Source organism: Bacillus sp. ISL-46 (genome assembly GCF_018613205.1).
This window is the reverse complement of the sequence record NZ_JAGGQR010000058.1, coordinates 16,360-36,030: the sequence shown is the minus strand read 5'-3', so window position 1 is coordinate 36,030 and position 19,671 is coordinate 16,360. Positions and strand designations below refer to the sequence as shown.

The following is a 19,671-nucleotide window of genomic DNA, read 5'->3' as shown; positions in this document are numbered from 1 at the left end:
ATAAAAGAAAAGGTGTGAACCACATGGAATTTCTGTTGTTTTTGCATGTGTTGGGGGCTGTTATTTTTTTAGGAAACATCATTACCGCGGCCTTTTGGAAAATAAGGGCTGACATAAAGGGAGACCCTGAATTGATTCATAACACCGTGAAAAATGTGATGTTGGCTGATTTCATCTTCACACTGCCAGGATTAATTTTAATCATTGTTTCCGGCATTCTAATGGCTGTTCAAGCAGGTTATTCAATGTCTGGTTTGAATTGGCTTACCCTTTCACTGATCTTGTTTGTCTTTACTGGAGTTTTATGGTTTTTACTATTGCTGCCCATACAGCGAAGCATGATTCGTCACAGCGCCCAATCAATAGAGGAAGGCGACATTTCTAAATCGTACCGGAAAGCATCTCGATATTGGGCAATCTTTGGGATTACAGCTACTTTATTACCTGTCATGATTTTGTATTTTATGATTATAAAAGGTTTTTAATGTAGAGGAGGGATACGAATGGCTCCATTTATTGTACTGATTGCATCATTTTTGTTTTTTCGTTTGATTGGTTTTTTAGAACTACCTTTGGGTGAATGGCAGACATCTTTACGCATTGCTGTTGCAGTCATGTTTTTATTTACAGGAATGGCTCATTGGGGAAAGAGACGCCCGGATCTTATTAAAATGGTGCCTCCTTCATTACCGAATCCGAGTTTCATCGTGACTATTACGGGTATTTTGGAGATTGTTGGTGCTTTAGGTCTGCTGGTACCAATTACTTCAAGAATGGCCTCGATCTGTTTGGCCATTCTACTGGTTGTTATGTTTCCAGCAAATATTCGTGCTGCAAAACTAAAGGTCAAAATTGGCGGAAAACCCACGTCCTCTCTGCTACCACGAACAATCCTACAAATAATATTTTTAACAGCTGTTCTCTTTGCTGGATTTTCCTTGTCTAGCCCATAGAGCAGCGAAAGAACGGTTAATTCTTATATACAAATAAAGATGTTTCTTTTAACGGTTAGCAGCAGTATATTTCCGTTGAAAAATACGGCTCATTCAAAAAAAAGAGTTGTTTACTTTTAAGAAATTCCTCTTGATTGAATCAAAAACATGTGACAAAAAGTTGTTTTAAATCCCTTTAGTCAACTATAGTGCCCTTTAATGGAATAACTAAAATATGGTCTCAATCCTAAAATCACTTAATTCTTCTTCAACGACCCGGTAGTTGAAGAAGAAAAAACACTATATAGCCCCCGCAATGTTTGCGGGGGTTAATCTACTTTATAAAGTAAAGATTTATTGAAAAAAACTATTCTTAAATTGAACAGCTGCAACATTTCTTCTTAAACTAACTCCCATTAGTAAAAAGAGTTCCTGCTTATTTCAGAAACGCGCCCGTTTGTTGAAGATCAATAATATTTTAATAACTTCTGAAGCTAACTAGCCATATTGAACTACCGTTTAGTAAAAATCACACTGAAAACAAGCACAGCGCAACCATGGAGCACAATTTTTAAAAAACTTCCTAATATTCCTTGACAGGAATATTCCTATCCGGTTATATTATAGTCATGAAAACAACTTTGAATGCTCTTGCTGAGCCCAACCGGCTACACATTGTCGAACTCTTACGTGAAGGCCCTCTCACGGTGGGAGAAATTTCCAATCGGCTTGGGCTCAACCAGCCACAAACTTCCAAACATCTTCGTGTACTTAGTAATGCAGGACTCGTTGAGGTGAATGCAATCTCCAATCGACGTATCTACAAGCTGAGAGCCGAGCCGTTTAAAGAGCTTGATTCCTGGTTAGAGTCCTACCGCCACATTTGGAACGAGAGATTCGACCGCTTGGACGATTACCTGCAGGACCTACAAAGAAAGGATGTGAACCATGACGACAAGTAGGAGTCCTGCCAAAGATTTAAAAAAAACGATATTGGAGGAATGAGGTCATGGCAAACCTTTTGACTTCTGTAGAAGATCGGAAACTTATTAAGAATAACCAAACCAAAGAAGGAAATAAGGTATCTCTAAAGAATATAACAATCGGATACTGTTTTTTTACGGGGCTGTTGATAGTATTAATGCTTTTAGGTTCTATTCCTGATATAATGTCCGCCCCTGAAGCAGTTGCTTTATTCAAACATTTAGGGTACCCTGCATACCTTCTTCCCTTTATTGGCGTTGCCAAATCGTTAGGTGTTATAGCGATACTGATGCCCGGCTTTCCGCGAATTAAGGAATGGGCTTATGCCGGATTTGTCATCGATTTGACGGGTGCCATGTATTCGACTATAGCAGTGGGCGATCCTTGGGTATTTTTCATTATTGGGTACATTTTGATTGCTGGATCCTATGTTTTCTACCATAGAAAACGAAAAGCCGTTTCATTAAGTCATGCGAAATAACAAAAAAAATTTATTGGGAGGAATTATAAATGTCCAACAACGCTATGATTTCGAGGGTGGAGAACGATCGAGTACTCGTGCTGGAGCGTATTTTCGACGCGCCGCGCGACCTTGTGTTCAAGATGTTTAAAGATCCCGAGCATCTCAAACGCTGGTGGGGACCCAGAGGCTGGGAGCTTCCTGTCTGCAACGTCGATTTCCGGCCGGGCGGCGTTTGGCACTACTGCATGAAGTGTGTCGATCAAAACCAAGGTGAATTTTACGGTATGGAATCTTGGGGCAAAGGGGTTTATAAGGAGATCATCGAGCCGGAGAAGATCGTCTACGTCGATTTCTTCTCGGATGCTGAAGGCATTACGAATGACGCCATGCCATCGACTGATATTACATTGGAATTCATCGATCTGGGCGGCAAGACGAAGCTTATCAACCGCGCTGAATATGCATCGGCGGAGGGCCTCAAGACCGTTATGGATATGGGCATGCTGCAAGGAATCACCGAAACTTGGGACCGCCTGGAAGAGGTTCTTCAGCAGCTGAAATAAGGAAATATCACGACCGGCCTCCCGGCAGTCCGGTTAAATCGAAACCTTTATCTATAGTAACGAGTTTGGAAATTACTTATACAAGGGAGTGTAAAAATCAATGATTAGTAAAGTCGGTCAAATTATGTTGTATGTAAATAACCAAGATGATGCAATGGATTTTTGGACAGAAAAAGTTGGATTTAATGTAATTTCTGAAGAAAATAATGGTCAAGGAATGAGATGGATTGAAATTGCTCCTACAGAGGGTTCAGAAACAAGAATCATTCTCCATAATAAGGAATTCGTTGCTAAAATGGCTCCTGAATTAAATCTCGGTACACCTTCTTTAATGTTTTTTACGGAAAATCTCGATCAATTACATGGCGACTTATCAAATAAAAATGTCAAAGTCGGAGAAATTGTAAATATGCCTTCTGGAAGAGTATTTAACTTTGCAGATAATGAAGGAAATTACTTTGCTGTAATGGAAAAAAAGTAATTTACTATAACGATCAACCATTCCTTATCGTACCTTTTGCGGTACTTTAGAACTAACCAATATCCATTTTAGGCGGCTGACTGGAATAATCAGCCGCCTTTTTAGCTACCGACCCTGGGCTAATGTTCAACAAAGCGTACCCCAAAAAGATCAAACTTTTTTATAAAAATTTCATCTGTATTAAAACTGTAGAATCTATTTGATGGATCTTTTTTCATAATAGATTCTTTTTGTTTACTGTTAATTAAAAGGTTTAGCTGCTTCTTTGTATCAATCTTTATTTCAAAACTTTTATGAATTCAACTTCGATTGCTTTCTAACTAGAATTGCCGATCTTCCACAAACTGGCCCGATTACTGAATATCAGCACTCTCCAGCTATTCCCCAAATTAAGGGGTAATCCCAGCGTCCGTACAATCAGAGGCAAAGTAACTTTCCATAAAATCAATCCTACTTTGCATTCTCGTATTCCTTCATAAAATTAAAAATCACAAAATCAGATGAATAAAAACGCCGAATTAATAATATTGATTCACCAATTAATTATTTTAATGTTTTGTTTAATAAAATTAAGTTTTATTATTTACTATATAAATTTCTTGATATATAATCAAATAAAAGAAAGGAATTCATTATGGCCTATCAAGTAATTACAAATTGTCCCGTCTGCAGCAAAACATTGAAGATTACGAAGTTGCATTGCTCTCATTGTCACACGACGATTGAAAATGAATTTGAATTATCCAAGCTGGCGTCATTATCAAAGGATCAGCTTCATTTTGTGGAAGTATTTTTAACATGCAGAGGGAATATCAAAGAAGTTGAAAAGGAAATGGGGATTTCGTATCCAACGGTTCGAGGCAAGCTAACAGACATCATTTCATCCCTTGGATATGGGCAGAAGAAGAAAAATGAAGTAGACGAGAAAAAGGTTGTCGCCATGTTGGAAAATGGCGAAATCACTCCTGAAGAAGCCATTAAGCTCTTAAAAGACGAATAGGGAGGAATTTACCATGAGAGAGGAAATTGCAAAAGTATTAACAATGGTCCAAGAAGGAAAAATTGATGCAGATAAGGGATCAGAACTTATCCAAGTATTAAAAGAAAAAGAAGAAGCAGGAAGTAAGCTAGTAGAAAAACCGACTAAATATTTAGATAAAACATTAAAAATTCGTGTGGTATCAGCTGAAAATGATAACGTCACGGTCAATTTGCCCATAAAACTTATCCAGGTAGTATTAAAGGCTGGACACAGCATCGCAGCGAGTATTCCTCAATCAGAAAAATATGTAAAGGATCTAGACATAAACCTGATTATTGAAGCAATGGAAAACGAATTGGATGGCCAAATTGTTGATGTTAAATCGGCAAACGGAGATACCGTTTCTGTCATCATTGAATAGTGAGTTGCTTATGCTGCATTTAAAAGTGAAAGCAAAAGACGTTCGGCTCACCATCCCCATTCCATATACCATTTTAAACATGGGTATATCCATTTTGTCTTCGAAATTGCTTCATCACCATGCAAACAAATGGACAAAAGAGCACTTCGAAAGAAAAAAACTGGACTTTACCATTCCACTGATAGACAAAGAAACGCTAAAACCAATCTTAAAGGAACTGAAAAATCATAAAGGGATCGTGCTGGTAGATGTCAAAGCTAAAGACGGTACTGAGGTGAAGGTTAGACTATGATGTTTTATAGATTACACCGGCCCAAGTGAAGATTAATCACTTGGGTCTTCCTAAAAAAAGAAACTCACTAAAGACTGTCCTCTCTCACCTTTATGAAGTCTACATTTTCTTTTTCTACTTCATTTAAAGAGCCATCAAAGGAAGGGTCTGGATGATACCATGACTTACTTGAAAAATATGTTTGCAAATCCTGTGATTTAAAGACATACCCATGACGTGCATAGATTTCATTTCTGGCTAAACGCAGCTGCCCTTTTGTAAGATTAGCAATGTCTTCTTCACTCACCACCCTCTTATCACTAGCAGGCAAAATATGATCTGAAGAGGAAAGATTTGAACTTTCATGACTTTTTTCTTTTGTTGAAAGGTGATCATGACTAGATTGATCTTTATTTTCTACAGCTTTATCAAGAAAGAGGTTTTACGCCACTATTTGATAATATGAAACAGCGCGAGGCATCATTGCCTTATTAAACATAGATCCTATGGTGCTTTGCGCTTTTCTCTATTCATCAAATCCCAGCAAAATCTCTCTAAAAGGTACACTCACTAACCATGCGACTTAATTAGTACTATTAATTTTTTCAAGTTGCCCTTTTAATTCAACTAACTTGTTTTTTATAAAAGGATCGATCTCTTGAGGTAATTGATTAAAGCTAAAAAATTGGGCCTCTATTCCTTGATTCTTATCAGGAGTTATTTCTCCATCGTAATCGGTACATAAATAACCAATGGCAACAGTATGATACTCGTCACCACTTTCCTCGACTCGATTGATTAATTCCTTGCCTGAATAGACACCGACTAATGCTAACGCATTTATTTTTACTCCTATATCTTCAAGGACATTTCGTGAAATACACTCTTCAACTGACTCATTTAACTGCAATATTCCACCAGGTACCCCCCAGGCAGTACCTGAATATCTACTCAATAAAATTTCTTGATCACGATTCACAATCGCTACACTCGGACGTACAATTATTAATGGAGAATTCCCAATCATTTTCCTGATAACTTCACAATAACCCATAGAGACTCCCCCATTGATAAGATTTTAATTAAAATAAACACCATCCCTGACTCCCTTTAACTTATAAGGGTCGGTTAGCTGTTCTCATGACTAATTTCCTTATAAGGATTTCCTTGCCCGCTTACTAGTAACTGCTGCAAACTGGTTAAATAGGAGCTCCATCCTCTTTCACAAACCCGATGAGTATCCCCATAGCTGAAGCTAGGGGTTTCGAAAGAATAGGCTTTAAAGCCACATTGTCTTTACGAGGGCTACCACAAGTCCCGCTACTACATCAGACCGAGGTCTTCAGCTTTGCTTTTCCTTTCTTTATGATGATTATTTTTCTTGGGGATTGGAGGAACTGTTTTCTCTCCAGTCCTTCGAAGACATCATTGGTATGTTTACGGACAATATTAAAAGCTCCATTCACATCGGCATGGATCAATATCTTAGAACCTTTGATTTTGTAAAAAGCTCGACTGCTTCTATACCCGCTAAAATTAGTTTGGTGCTCTTCCCCGTAAGTTGGAATCGGGTCATGATTCAAGAAACTAGATTTAGAGGTATAGCTTTCTTCTCGGACAATGACTTGAATTCCATGTCGTTCTGCTTTGTATCGAATCATTCCTATGAAAGTGGCATATGGGATTTGTATGAAGGTTTGTTTAGTAGTCTTTTGCATATCAACCTCCATCTTCCAACCCTCATTTTTACCTATGATGATTGTATCAATGGTTCTTTCTTGAGCAATCTCGACCACTTTTGCACTAGCCTTATGTAAAAAATCCATGACTCGATTGTTTCTTTTTCGGTCTAATGAAATTAATCTTGTCGTTTGAAACTTCCCTTCCTTTGGTCCTTTTCCATTTCGAAGGATACTCATGTATTTGGCTCTTAATTTGTTATAGTATTGATTGATCGATTTTAACCATTTGCCCTTGATAAGCAGAGGCTTTAGCCCCGTGTTATCGATGATAGTTGCCAGGTTATCTACGCCTAAATCAATACCCATTACTCGGTTCGGCTCAAATACCCACTCATTTAATTGTTTTTCTGATCGTTTGATCTCCTTTTCCTGTTCACTTTTAAAAACGACTTCCATTACATACCGCCCATAGGACGGGACAATCCGCACTTGTTGTAGTTTACCATCTATATGTGCGATTTTTCCCAGTTTTAATGTAAGAGGAGTTCCTGGTAATGAAAGCATATTTCCATTTTTAATTTTAGTAATTTGATTGGTTAAATAACAGGTCGTGCGTCCATTTTTCGGTTTGTATTTTGGAATCTTTGGCTTTCCCGAAAAGCTAGTAGACATGGTTTTATATTTCTTAGAGGCTTCGAAGAAACTTTTCCAATCATCATATACCTTTTTCATGGTTTGTTGATTGGACTGAGAGGGCATAGAAAGGTAATCGGTTTGTTTCATCACTTTAAACAGTGCTTCTACAAAGTTATAGGGAAGGAATGCTTTCTCTGGATGGGGCATTTCAAATAGCTTCAGTATTGGCTCCAAAACATGACCATTATTATCGACTTTTAAAGGCTTAGTTTTGGCCCTCTCAAAACTTTTTAGACGAATTTTATTCATTTGAGGTAAATGGATTTGAATATCTGTTAGAACTTGAAGTTGATTTTCATTTCTAGTTTCTTTTTTTAAAGCTGTGTAAACCTGTCTAATATAGTAGTTGGTGATATTGTACAAGTTTTTCGCTTTAAAACAGAGTGAGTCACAGTAGTCGAACAATTCATGTTCCGGCTGAATTTGTATTTTATAGGATCGATACATATCATTCACCCCTCCCCCAAAAGAACAAGCGTTCTATATATATTCTCATTATACCAAGGAATTTCAAAGAATGTATAGTAAAATTACTTGCATTATCCTAAAAAAACGAACAAAAATACAGCTTATATCCCCATATCTAAAGCTAGGGGTTTTACGCTGCTTTTTGATAACATTCTAGTTCTTCTGATAGCCCAATATGAGTAAAGTTTAATACGGAATTCCCCTCCGAAACTTCTTCCAATTCAAATCGAATGATGGTTCCTTCCCAGTCTCTTAAATTGCTGAATCCACTTGCCTCTGGATGCATGGAATCAAACACTTTCCATTCCACCAACTGATTAGGCTGTAAAGCTAAGATCTTTGCCTTAACATAAAAACCTGCCTTTGGAAAACGAAATTCTGCCGTGCTTCCAATTTCGTTACCAGCCTTAGCAAATTCGGTCCACCATTTGCGGACTCCTTCTTCCGTAGAAACAGCTGCATATAATTTTTCAACTGATACCGGAAGAGCTAATTTCATCTGAAAATCTTTTACCATAGGACACATCCTTTCATTTTAATGAAGAAAAGCAGGAAACCAACATTGATCCCTGCTTTTCATACGAGAACTTATTTCTCTATTATTCCTCTTTAAGGACATTTTTAAGCTATTGATAATGCCAATATGTTCACTTTCATGGAATGAAGCAAAGGAAAGAAGTTCACCAATGGTTTCTAGTTTTAATGGACCCACCGGCAGCGGTTGAGCAATTTTTTCATCAAGGCGTCCGCTAAAAAGAAGTTAAGGCAGGTGGATTAACAGAAGATATTCGGAGTCCAGAATACTGGTTAATAAATACTAATTTCTACAATAAAATCAAAATTCCTTTAATATTATAACAAAAACAGACAAAAAGCTTCCCTCTGCTCACCACTTTACAAATTCATTATTATATCTGGTGCGTGGCAGGGGATATTACCTTCTCAACAGGAATATTTTTATGTATAATGGAGATATAATAAAAAAGAGAGAAGTGTTGCTAGCACTCCTCTTCTGCAGCCTCTACCGCAGGGTGATGGTTGTCTAGGTTAATTATTATCAGAACCACCCTTTTGCTTGCGACGGCGTAGGGTGGTTTTCTCGTTTTCTAGAATATTCTTCCGAAAAAAATATGCACATACTTCCCGCGCAATTCCCTTCAGAATTTCTCGTAGAATTTCAAGAAATGTTTCCATGATTATCACCTCCTTTCCTAATAACGGAAAGAAGAGACAACCAACCACCCCAACAATATTCAGCTGCAACTCTATTCTATCACTTTAAATCCATCTAAAAAGACTATCAATCTTCGACAAAGTTCGGGGCGTGACAGGCACGATTTAATCCAAATTTCAAAAAAATGTAACCTAATATTAAATAAGATGTAAAGTAATTATGGGATAATGACTACTTCAAGAGTTTGTTAAAAAAGATCGAAACTCCTTCTTTTTCTGTTTAACCCTTTCAGAAACGGAAGAAGCGTCCATAATCTAATAGATACATATGAATATCGTGTAAATTAATTATTATTCAGCCTAGGTGGTGCAAAGTTTGGTACGGACGAGAAAGAAAAGAAAAAGAGTAAGATGGGGTAGATTATTTAACGCCCTCCTTCTCATAGGTATCTTTTTGGTTGGTCTTTTTACTGTATTTCAGTACATAGAAGGAACTATAAAAGAACTGAACCAACCACTTAAAAAAGTTGAAGCAAAACATTCTTTTCATGGGGAGAAAAATAAAAATGATGCAGTAAATGTTCTATTATTAGGAAGTGACTCCCGCGGAGAAAAACAAGCTCGAACTGATACGATCATGATTGCACATTATGATCAACACACTCATAAGGTGAAACTTATTTCCCTAATGCGTGATATGTATGTCTCTATACCTGGACATAAACCACAAAAATTAAATGCAGCTTATACATATGGGGGTCCAGAATTACTGAAGGAAACCATTAAAGAAAATTTCGGGCTAGATATTCATTATTATTCGATAGTCGACTTTAAAGGATTCGAAAAAGCGGTCGATCTCCTCGTTCCAAATGGAATTGAAGTAGACGTACCATATGAGATGTCTTCTGGCATAGGAATGAAGTTAGAAAAAGGAAAGCAACAACTGCATGGTAAAGAGCTGTTAGGATATGTCCGTTTTCGTCATGATCGTTTAAGTGACTTCGGACGGGTACAAAGACAGCAAGAAGTGATCTCAAAATTAAAAGAAAAAGCTGTAAGTCCACATATTGTGGTGAAACTTCCTGAGCTATTAGGTCTTCTAAAAACATACATCGATACAAATATTGATACTTACACACTTTTGACGATTGGAAAAGACATTTTGACTAAGAAAAGTGGAGACATAGAAACCATTCGAATCCCTGAAGATGGCAGTTTTCAAAATAAACGTCATGAAGAGATTGGTGAAGTATTAGAAGTGGACTTTCATCAAAATAAAGAGGCTCTTAAAAAATTTTTAGGAGGAGAATAGAATAATAGTGATTGGTCAAAGTGAAGGATCAAAAGTAAATAAATGATTCTAGCCTCGGATCTTAAGAAAGACCCATAAACCACCTTTCCTCTACTATTAAGTAGAGGAAAGGTGGTTTCTTGTCTTTATCTTTCATTTTCAACAATCTAAAAACCTAGCAATCTTCGACAAATTCCGGGACGTGACAGGCACCTGGATAATTTATAACAGATGAAAAGAATGCTATGAGATGAAAATAAATACTTAATTTCTGCTGAAATCCGCCTCTTTTAATGGAACCATTTTTGTTTTGTTAACAATTTTATAGCCTAAATAACTCATTAGGAATAGAGGTAGTCCAATATAAGAAACCAACATACCATACCAGTCAACCTTAGCGCCGATAAATGCCCCATAATTTGTTCCAAGCATAGCGATTAAACATAATACTGTCGCCAAAATTGGACCTAATGGGAACCACTTTGCTTTATAGGGCAGGTCTTTGAAATCTTTTCCTTGTGCAACATAAGCTTTTCGGAATCGATAATGTGTAACCGAAATACTTAACCAAGAGATATAACCAGCTAAGCCAGCAGCATTTAATAACCAAGAATAGACAGTTCCATCACCAAAAAGGGAGGTAAGGAAGCACAACATCCCAACAAGGGTTGACATGTATAATGCGTAAATCGGAACCCCACCTTTATTTACTTTTTTCAAAAATGACGGAGCTTTTCCTTCCTCCGCCAATACCCAAAGGACGCGTGAAGCGGCGTATAAAGTGGAATTTCCTGCTGACAGAACTGAAGTAAGAATTACTGCATTCATGGCAGCCGCCGCAAAGGCAAGACCTGCATTTTGAAATACTAAAGTAAACGGGCTCACTGCAATACTCCCTAAATCTGCGCTTAATAATTTTGGGTCGTTATAGCTAATTATACTTCCAATAATAAAAATCGCTAAAACATAAAACAATAAAATTCTCCAGAAGATCTGTTTCACTGCCTTAGGTAAATTTTTCTCAGGATTTTCACTTTCACCGGCTGTAATTCCGACAAGCTCCGTGCCTTGAAAAGCAAATCCTACTACCATAAATACACTAAATATGGATAACAAGCCGCCTTTAAATGGTGCTTCTCCTTTTGTGAAATTTTCAAAACCGCCAGCATGCCCCTTCAATATTCCAAAGATCATTAATAATCCAACAACAATAAATATTAAAATGGTTGCAACTTTAATCATTGAAAACCAAAATTCTGATTCACCGTAACCCTTAACGGATAAAAAGTTTAGGCCAAAAATAAGTATAAGGAAACTTGCGCTCCAAATAATACCTGGGGCATCGGGAAACCAATATTTCATGATCAATGCCGATGCTGATAATTCCAAAGCAAAAATAATCGCATTATTGTACCAATAGTTCCAACCAACAGCAAAACCCAGTGCAGGGTCGACAAACCTTGAGGTATACGTACTAAATGAACCTGAAATCGGAATAAAAGATGCCATTTCTCCTAAGCTGCCCATGATAAAATATACCATTATTCCTGCAATAATATAGGCAGCTAAAGCTCCACCAGGACCAGCATCATGAATCGTGGTTCCACTGGCTAAAAATAACCCTGTTCCAATTGTTCCTCCGATAGCAATCATGGAAAGATGCCGTGTTTTAAGCTTTCTTTCTAAATGTTCTCCATACTTGTGTTCGGGTACTGTTTCTTGGGATTTAAGTGCAGTATTTTGCATATAACACCTCTTATCATTCTTATTTGTTTACTTTGTCCACTTGCTGAAGAAATTTTGACAGATTCATTGTTTTCAGACCTTCAGCAGATTTTTCAATATCTTTTGAGAATATACGGTCTTTTTTAATAGAAGGAACAATTTCTCTTCCTTTCTCATAAAGCCGTTTTGTTTGGCTTGCCATTTTTTCAACTCCACGGTATTCAACCGCCTGCATCGCACAAATAAGCTCAATTGCGAGGACTCTTCTTGTATTCTGAATAATTTGATGAGCATGCCTTGAACCGATCGTTCCCATGCTTACATGATCCTCTTGATTCGCCGAAGAAGGAATCGAATCTACACTTGCTGGATGTGCTAGCGTTTTGTTCTCTGATACAAGAGATGCGGCAACATATTGCATGATCATGGCACCAGATTGTAGTCCCGGTTCGGGGCTTAAAAATGGCGGTAAATCATTTAACTGTGGGTTGATTAATCGTTCAATTCGTCGTTCTGATATATTTGCCAATTCCGCAACAGCAATTTTCATAAAATCCATTGCAAACGCAATTGGCTGTCCATGGAAGTTACCACCTGAAATGACCTTTTCACCATCATCAAAAATTAGTGGATTATCTGTTGCTGCATTCATCTCAATTTCTAATTTTTCTTTTACATAATCAAGTGCTTGCCACGTGGCACCATGAACTTGCGGGATACAGCGAAGGGAATAAGCATCCTGTACTCTCAATTCCCCCTGTGTCGTCGTCAATAAACTATCGCTTAGGTAACCTCGGATTCGTGCAGCGGTATCAATTTGCTGTTGATAACCCCTAGCGATATGAACCTCTGCAGCAAAGGCATCAATAATCCCATGTAATCCTTCAATGGTCATAGAGGAAATTAACTCACTTTGGTATGCGAGTTGTTCTGCTTCTAGATAACCGACAACTCCCATTGCTGTCATTGCTTGGGTTCCATTGATAAGAGCAAGGCCTTCTTTTGCCTCAAGTGTTACTGGGAAAATTCCTTCTTGCTGTAAGGCTTCAAGTGAATCCATTCGATTTCCTTTATAAAATACTTCTCCTTCCCCGATTAGCACTAACGCCAGGTGTGAAAGCGGTGCCAAATCTCCGCTTGCTCCAAGGGAACCTTGCTGCGGAATCACAGGGATAATATCCTTGTTTACTAAATCTAATAACCTTTCAATAACAAGCGGCCTAATTCCAGAATAGCCCTTTAAAAGTGCGTTAGCGCGAAGAAGAACCATTGCTTTTGCAACAACCTCTGGGAACGGCTCACCTACGCCGCAAGCATGTGAACGAATTAAATTAAGCTGAAGATCTTGAACATGATCTTTATTAATAAGGACGTCACTAAATTTTCCAAACCCTGTTGTAATCCCATAGACTACTTTTGATTCTGAAACTATTCTTTCTACTGCTTCCCGACTCTTTCTAGCAGCCTCCATACTCCTTTCTGAAGCGCTTACCTTCTGATTTCCGAATAAAATTTCCTTCATTTGTTTTAATGTTAAACTTTGACCTGTTAATGTTATCATTAACGTTCCTCCTCTAGCACTTTAGTATAATAAAGAAAGAGGCTGGATTCCGATTCCTATTAGAATTGGAGTCCAGCCTCTTTTATAACCATTCTTGAATATTGAACTATTTTTTTTCGCAGCCTCATGGGTAATCATCCCTTTATTCATATTCTATAATCCTATTGCTATGATAATTATTCTATGTAACGTAACCTTATCTGTCAACTAATTTTTCAGAATTTTAACACAATAATACTTTAGCACAATAGCAAATGAAAGACTGTCACCCTAAATTAAATGTCGACTTCCATTTTCGTGAATTTCATCAACTAGTCGCGAGTAATAATCTTCTTTGATAAAAATATTACCCCTAGTTCATTCAGCCATACACATACATCTATTGATTGAAGCGGGCGTGGGAGTAAAGAAGATTAAGCAGCGTTTAGGACATACAGACATTAACACAACCATGAATATTTACGCTCATATGAGCGCCAATAAGCAAGAAAAGGAATAAGTATATACCATTTTCTAAATCTCTCTGTTGTTTCTTTGTTCTCTTCTTACTCAATTAAATCCCCCCAATTCTAGCAAATACATCAATCATGATCGTTTTCATTTCAGCTAACACATCCATTCAACCATTTTCTACCAATCAGCACTCTACATATTCGACAAATGACGATAGAATTCTTCCTAATTAAACGTTTGATTGAAAGTGCCACAAACTCTTTGGAAAAAAGAACTTTAGCCTCGATACAAGAGAATTTCTTGTCGAGGAAAAGCTCTGCTTACTTCTCAAATATTACAAATCTAGCCAATAAAAATGGCTTTCTACAATCATCGACGGGTTCTTACAAGTTGGCATGTTAATCAAACGATTGTGTAAAAATGGGATAAATCCCGTTGTTTAAAGCTTTCCCTCTTGATTCAGGTAAAATAATTGTCGGTGATCGACTAGATTTTAATAGATTATTCCTCCAGATTAGCAAGAATGATCTTTTTCGTCTAAATACTGCATTCTTTGACAAATACCTTGTTTTTCTCCTTTTACACAAACGATTGGTTAAAACTAGCCTCAGCACCCACCATGACTAGACTTATCGCTCCAAATCTCTGAAAAGAATGTCGATAGCTGTCTCCAACAATGCCTTTTTTAAAAAGGATCCCTGGTGGGCAGCTGAATTAGGGTTTCTCCCAATTCAAATATGTGGCTTTTTACTGAGTTCCTCTAGTAAACCTAGTTAACGGAATAAATATAGAAGGTTATCAAAATGAGGAACTAACACCCCTTCCGGGGTTAAAGATGCAAAATGATATGAAAACTAGCTAAAATTGCAAAAAACGGCTTCAAAAATCACTTTTGACCCCTTTTTGATGCGTTTCGTTACAAAAACGCCTCCAAAAGTGAATTTTGGTCGTTCGATTTACTAAGCCAAACCCGATATCGCTGAGGTGCTGGAATCGTTCTCTTGACGATTGGAAGCAAAACTCAATGCGGTGGAAGGGTGTTTGAAATGGTAGGTTTAAAATCTGGCAATATCGAAGGATTCGAGCAGTTTTCACAATTTAGTTCGCTAAAGGAATTGAATACTCATATCGAGATGTGGTTAGCGGCACATAAGCATGATTTTTCAAAAGGAGCACTGGTTGGATTGAAGCGGCTGGTTCGTTTTTCTGCCAAAATACCTGGCGTATGCAATGCGAAAATAGGGACCATATTAAAAGCGATTCATCAAGAATACAGCGATCACGGAATCTCACGCTCTACCTTTAAACGAATGATTCAAAAAGCAAAGGATTTGGGAATCCTATCGGTTTATGAAACAGAAAGAAAAAATGGTTCGCAGTCTAGTAACTTGTATTCGTTTAATCGCTTTCCTTCAAATGAACTACCTAAAGAGGAAATCTTGAACCACCCTAAAGAAACTAATAATCTTTTAAAAACTGAAAAAGATCAAAAGATAAAAGAACGTAAAGAAGAACCGTCAGAATTAGATCATACCTATGTAAGCGACCGAGTTCCACAGCCTTTTGTTCAGCTGGTAAAGTGCTTCTTTCCTGAGGCAAAGACAATCGAAGAGTATTGGAAAATCGTGAAAATCACTGCCTATCAACACCATTGGGAAAATGTTCCCGAACTAATCCTAGATGTCGCCATCCAATCCTTTAAGCAGCTCATCAGGAAGCTGAAGTTCAACAGCCACATCAAAAATCCATTCGGCTATTTTTATGGAATCTTAGACCATAAGTTTTTCATACTTTATCATGAAGCACTCGATGAGAAGTTTAATTTGAATGATGAGGAAATTGTGTTTGGTCAGGGGTTCAATTTGGAATTACCTACCGCTTACTGAGATAAGATTCAATAAATCACCATTTGTTTTCCAGAAAATGTCGTAAGTTTCATAAATTATGTAGTAAGTGTCTGGTTTTATGTAGTAATTGTCTAGTTTAATGTAGTAAGTTCAAAAAATATGTAGTAAGTATCTGAGGTTCGAGGTAATTCCCAATTTTTATCCATCAAATGTCGAGAGTTTCATAAATTATGTAGTAAGCATTCGGTTTTATGTAGTAATTTCTCCATAAATATGCAGTAAGTTTCTAAGGTTTGCTTAAATAAAAATGGAGAGGAACCGAGAGCCTCTCCTCTTCAACTTCCAATGCAAAAATTCACAAACTCTCCACATACAACCACACTGACATGCACTGCCAGGCGCACAAGAAATCCCCTCCACATTGCGTGTAGGGGATTAATATTTTTAAAAAAATTATTTAACTTTAACCGTGGTAGCCTTACTAATATTTCTTGCCTTGTCTGTCGCTGTCACACTAATAATTGCTTTCTTCTTTTGAGCTTTAATTTTCACTTTAAAATTCCCTTTGGAGTCTGCTTTGGCTGTGCCGATGACTTTACTTCCGACTTTGATCGTTATAGTAGAGTAGGCTTCGGCAGTTCCAGTAACTTCTTTTGTTGTGCTTTTTACTGTAGTTTTAATTTTCGGTGCAAATGGAGCGGTTTTGTCAATCACAATTACACTCTTAGCAATACTGATATTTCCAGCTGCATCTTTCGCAATCACAATTAATTTTGTTCCTGCTTTCTGAACTGGAATCGTTACCTTAAAGTTACCTTTTGCATCTGCTTTTGCCGTGTACTTTTTCGTTCTGATTGTAACAGTGACAGTGGCTCCAATTTCTGCTTTACCAGTTACCACTTTCGTTAGGTCTGAAACAGTGGAAACAGTTGGAATACCTGGTGCTGTTTTATCAAGAACTGTGATACTTTTTGCGACACTCACATTACCCGCTGCATCCTTGGCAGTTATGATTAACTTTGTACCTGCTTTTTGCACTGGAATGATAACTTTGTAGTTCCCTTTGGAATCAGCTTTAGCTGTATAACTTTTTGTCCCAATTATTATTGTAACAGTTGCTCCAGCTTCAGTTGTTCCTGTTACTCCAGTTGATTTGTCTGAAACGGTATTTACAGTAAGAACTGCTGGAGCGGTTTTGTCTATGACTTTAATGGTGGATGCATTACTTATATTTCCAGCATTGTCTGTTGCAATAATAACTAATTCAGTACCTGCCTTTTGTGCTGGAATTGTCACTTTATATTGACCATCTTCTCCAGCTCTGCCTGTACCGATTACTGAACCATTTACCTTCACTTCTACTTTGGTCCCATCTTCCGCTAGACCTGTTACAGTTGTATCTTTATCACTTACTTGCTTTACTACTGGTTTCGTAGGGGCTATGGCATCTTTCACCACTACTACAGTCATATCACTTACATTTCCTGCAATGTCAGTTGCTGTGATGACCAATTCCGTTCCTGCTACTTGAACCGGAATGACCACTGTAAATTTTCCATCTGTACCGGCTTTCGCTGATCCAATGGTGGATCCATTTACTTTTACTTCTACTGTTGACCCTGCTTCCGCTTCGCCTGTTACAGAAGTATCTTTATCTGTTACTTCGTATACAATGGCACGTTCAGGTGCGGATTTGTATTGCTTAAATAAAACAGTCCCTGGATAGTAAAAGGATAGTATGTCCTTGTATAAAATTCCTGCAGAGGCCCGATAATACGCACCATATTGGCTTAAGCCAACGCCATGGCCATTCCCTAATCCTGAAAACAAATAAGCATCCGTGGTTTCGTTGAGAGTAAACAAATTACTTTTCAGGTTTTTTGAACTGATGACCGCACGAATATTGTCTGCAAGCATGATACCGGTACTAGTGGTTTGAAGTTCAAGCTCCCCATTGGGATTGAATTCGTCCTTTACAAAAAATTCGACCGATAGTTCCCCTACTGAAAATCGACCACTTTCGGTAGGAGCAGAAAAAGTAACCTTAGGTATTGAAACAATTTTGATTTGTTTATTACTGAGTCCTGGGAGATGATTCATCATCCATTTTTTTATATTGCTAGTGAAATCAGCATCTATTTCATTTTTTGAATTCCACCAGCTATCTGGATTCTTTAGGTCCAATGAAGTGTAATCGATTTGCTGTTTATGTAATGCAACATTCCAGGTGATGGTCGTATCATACTCATCGGTTTGAACCTTAAAATATGGAAAGGTGTTGCTGGTCCAGTTATTAAACTTGTTTTCCGTTATTCCACCGTTTGATGCTGAGAAGACAGCATCAATTGTATTGCCATTGTAGGTTAATATTTCACCAGTGGTCGCGTCAACGGCATCCGATGATTTAGGATATTCGCTTGTAACACCTCCATATACCTGATAGGAGATGGTATCATTGATCGTTTTATTCAAACGATAAAAGGCATAGGTTCGTGCCGCAATAGCTTGAGCCTTCAGAGCTTCCATCGGCCAACTTCCATACATTTCAACCGGAACCACACTTTTAACATAATTTTCGAGATTAATGGTGTTAATAGGTCTAACATATTGATTATTTTCTACAGTGAAACGAAAACTGCCTGCGTATTCACGATCATTAATGATCGCATGGTCAATGTGATCGACCGGCGTAATCGATATTTCCGCCTCGGAGGCTAATCTCGTATTTCCATCATATAAGCTAAGAGTGCCATTCTCTACCTTTACCGTATAGCTTTTATTAGGAATTAATCGATTTGAAGAATTTCCGTTTAAATAGTAGCTTCCCACTATTTTCAATGAAATACTTGAATGATTACCTAAATATTTGACTAACTTTACCTGAATCTGTGGCTCTTTAGCAATCGCTGCCGCCTCTTTATAACTAGGAACAATCCCAAGAAAGACAATGGTTGCAATCAAAAGGATGAATAATTTTCTCATATAAAAACCCTTTCTAATAGTTTCTTAGATTAATAATATATCTTTTGCTGGCTTATTTCCTCTATTTTCCTAAAAAACTACTATAAAGGGGGTCAGTCCCCCACTCAAAAAGTAAAATGTTAACTATACTTTGACTAATGGATATGATAAATCAAGATTTGTGATGGCTCTATTACGGTTAACGGAGTAACAACATTTACACGTTCACTCCTTCTACCTATGTAATAATCTTTTAAAAACTGAAAAAGATCAAAAGATTAAAGAACGTAAAGAAGAACCGTCCGAATTAGATCATACCTACGTGAGTGACCGAGTTCCACAGCCTTTTGTACAGCTGGTAAAATGCTTCTTTCCTGAAGCAAAAACTATCGAGGAGTATTGGAAAATGGTGAAAATCACCGCCTATCAACACCATTGGGAAAATGATCCCGAACTAACCCTAGATGTCGCCATCCAATCCTTTAAGCAGCTTATAAGAAAGCTCAAGTTCAACCGCAATATCAAAAATCCATTTGAGCAACAATATTTCAATAATATGGAAAGGAATAATTAACTAATTTATGGTATTATAATATATTGAAACTAGGAAGATATTACTATACCTAATAGATTAGTACAGGCTAAAAGTGAACAACTTTTTAAGACAATTGGGGGGTTGTCTATTGATAAATAATTCTTACTCTTCTAAAACATACA

The 19,671-nt window shown here is 37.4% G+C and carries 20 protein-coding genes and 1 pseudogene; 13 read left to right on the top strand and 8 right to left on the bottom strand.

Features of this window, described 5'->3' with window-relative positions:
- The first annotated feature begins 23 nt into the window (after window positions 1-23).
- The 9 genes from J7E67_RS25380 to J7E67_RS25340 all read left to right on the top strand — a co-directional run bounded on the left by J7E67_RS25380 (window position 24) and on the right by J7E67_RS25340 (window position 5,118).
- Window positions 24-485 (top strand): DUF2269 family protein, encoded by a 462-nt coding sequence (locus J7E67_RS25380; protein ID WP_214733050.1) that lies wholly within the window; start codon window positions 24-26, stop codon window positions 483-485.
- 18 nt (window positions 486-503) lie between these two features.
- On the top strand, window positions 504-953 hold the full coding sequence (locus J7E67_RS25375; protein ID WP_214711812.1) for a DoxX family protein: 450 nt from the start codon (window positions 504-506) through the stop codon (window positions 951-953).
- A gap of 608 nt (window positions 954-1,561) precedes the next feature.
- Window positions 1,562-1,894: an ArsR/SmtB family transcription factor gene (locus tag J7E67_RS25370; protein ID WP_214733049.1), complete on the top strand. Its 333-nt coding sequence runs from the start codon at window positions 1,562-1,564 to the stop codon at window positions 1,892-1,894.
- Window positions 1,895-1,941: 47 nt separating this feature from the next.
- Window positions 1,942-2,397: a DoxX family protein gene (locus J7E67_RS25365; RefSeq protein ID WP_214733048.1), complete on the top strand. Its 456-nt coding sequence runs from the start codon at window positions 1,942-1,944 to the stop codon at window positions 2,395-2,397.
- 29 nt (window positions 2,398-2,426) lie between these two features.
- Window positions 2,427-2,942 carry an SRPBCC domain-containing protein gene (locus J7E67_RS25360; protein ID WP_214733047.1) on the top strand — a complete coding sequence of 172 codons (516 nt, stop codon included), beginning with the start codon at window positions 2,427-2,429 and terminating at the stop codon, window positions 2,940-2,942.
- A 100-nt stretch (window positions 2,943-3,042) separates the two neighbouring features.
- A complete protein-coding gene (locus J7E67_RS25355) occupies window positions 3,043-3,423 on the top strand; it encodes a VOC family protein (protein WP_214733046.1) in 381 nt (126 codons plus the stop codon).
- 634 nt (window positions 3,424-4,057) lie between these two features.
- Window positions 4,058-4,423: a DUF2089 domain-containing protein gene (locus J7E67_RS25350; RefSeq protein ID WP_168241107.1), complete on the top strand. Its 366-nt coding sequence runs from the start codon at window positions 4,058-4,060 to the stop codon at window positions 4,421-4,423.
- Window positions 4,424-4,436: 13 nt separating this feature from the next.
- Entirely contained in the window at window positions 4,437-4,826 is a 390-nt protein-coding gene (locus J7E67_RS25345; protein WP_214733045.1) for an SHOCT-like domain-containing protein, read from the top strand.
- 10 nt (window positions 4,827-4,836) lie between these two features.
- Window positions 4,837-5,118 carry a hypothetical protein gene (locus J7E67_RS25340; protein ID WP_214711815.1) on the top strand — a complete coding sequence of 94 codons (282 nt, stop codon included), beginning with the start codon at window positions 4,837-4,839 and terminating at the stop codon, window positions 5,116-5,118.
- A 67-nt stretch (window positions 5,119-5,185) separates the two neighbouring features.
- Here the strand turns inward: J7E67_RS25340 and J7E67_RS25335 are convergent, their stop codons facing one another.
- The 5 genes from J7E67_RS25335 to J7E67_RS25315 all read right to left on the bottom strand — a co-directional run bounded on the left by J7E67_RS25335 (window position 5,186) and on the right by J7E67_RS25315 (window position 9,137).
- Complete coding sequence (locus J7E67_RS25335) at window positions 5,186-5,428, bottom strand: YARHG domain-containing protein (RefSeq protein ID WP_251026996.1); 243 nt, start codon at window positions 5,426-5,428, stop codon at window positions 5,186-5,188.
- Between the two features lie 252 nt (window positions 5,429-5,680).
- Window positions 5,681-6,151: an NUDIX domain-containing protein gene (locus J7E67_RS25330; RefSeq protein ID WP_214733044.1), complete on the bottom strand. Its 471-nt coding sequence runs from the start codon at window positions 6,149-6,151 to the stop codon at window positions 5,681-5,683.
- Between the two features lie 274 nt (window positions 6,152-6,425).
- Window positions 6,426-7,922 carry an RNA-guided endonuclease InsQ/TnpB family protein gene (locus J7E67_RS25325; RefSeq protein ID WP_214733043.1) on the bottom strand — a complete coding sequence of 499 codons (1,497 nt, stop codon included), beginning with the start codon at window positions 7,920-7,922 and terminating at the stop codon, window positions 6,426-6,428.
- 151 nt (window positions 7,923-8,073) lie between these two features.
- Complete coding sequence (locus J7E67_RS25320; RefSeq protein ID WP_214733042.1) at window positions 8,074-8,460, bottom strand: SRPBCC family protein; 387 nt, start codon at window positions 8,458-8,460, stop codon at window positions 8,074-8,076.
- A gap of 530 nt (window positions 8,461-8,990) precedes the next feature.
- Window positions 8,991-9,137, bottom strand: a complete 147-nt coding sequence (locus tag J7E67_RS25315) for a hypothetical protein (RefSeq protein ID WP_214733041.1) — start codon at window positions 9,135-9,137, stop codon at window positions 8,991-8,993.
- 346 nt (window positions 9,138-9,483) lie between these two features.
- Between J7E67_RS25315 and J7E67_RS25310 the strand changes: the two genes are divergently transcribed.
- Window positions 9,484-10,428, top strand: a complete 945-nt coding sequence (locus J7E67_RS25310; protein WP_308161475.1) for an LCP family protein — start codon at window positions 9,484-9,486, stop codon at window positions 10,426-10,428.
- 243 nt (window positions 10,429-10,671) lie between these two features.
- Here J7E67_RS25310 and J7E67_RS25305 read toward each other — a convergent pair whose 3' ends face one another.
- Both J7E67_RS25305 and hutH read right to left on the bottom strand, forming a co-directional pair.
- The gene (locus J7E67_RS25305; RefSeq protein ID WP_214733039.1) at window positions 10,672-12,153 is read right to left on the bottom strand and encodes an amino acid permease; all 1,482 of its coding nucleotides are present in this window, start codon (window positions 12,151-12,153) and stop codon (window positions 10,672-10,674) included.
- 19 nt (window positions 12,154-12,172) lie between these two features.
- Entirely contained in the window at window positions 12,173-13,693 is a 1,521-nt protein-coding gene (hutH, locus tag J7E67_RS25300; protein WP_214733038.1) for a histidine ammonia-lyase, read from the bottom strand.
- A gap of 339 nt (window positions 13,694-14,032) precedes the next feature.
- Between hutH and J7E67_RS31540 the strand changes: the two are divergent.
- A pseudogene (locus J7E67_RS31540) lies at window positions 14,033-14,192 on the top strand (tyrosine-type recombinase/integrase); the annotation flags it as partial.
- A 1,000-nt stretch (window positions 14,193-15,192) separates the two neighbouring features.
- Window positions 15,193-16,032, top strand: coding sequence for a hypothetical protein (locus J7E67_RS25295; RefSeq protein ID WP_251026994.1), 840 nt, complete (start codon window positions 15,193-15,195; stop codon window positions 16,030-16,032).
- 414 nt (window positions 16,033-16,446) lie between these two features.
- Here the strand turns inward: J7E67_RS25295 and J7E67_RS25290 are convergent, their stop codons facing one another.
- On the bottom strand, window positions 16,447-18,975 hold the full coding sequence (locus J7E67_RS25290; protein WP_214733037.1) for an Ig-like domain-containing protein: 2,529 nt from the start codon (window positions 18,973-18,975) through the stop codon (window positions 16,447-16,449).
- Between the two features lie 385 nt (window positions 18,976-19,360).
- Between J7E67_RS25290 and J7E67_RS25285 the strand changes: the two genes are divergently transcribed.
- Window positions 19,361-19,528, top strand: coding sequence for a hypothetical protein (locus J7E67_RS25285; RefSeq protein ID WP_214733036.1), 168 nt, complete (start codon window positions 19,361-19,363; stop codon window positions 19,526-19,528).
- Window positions 19,529-19,671: the final 143 nt, after the last annotated feature.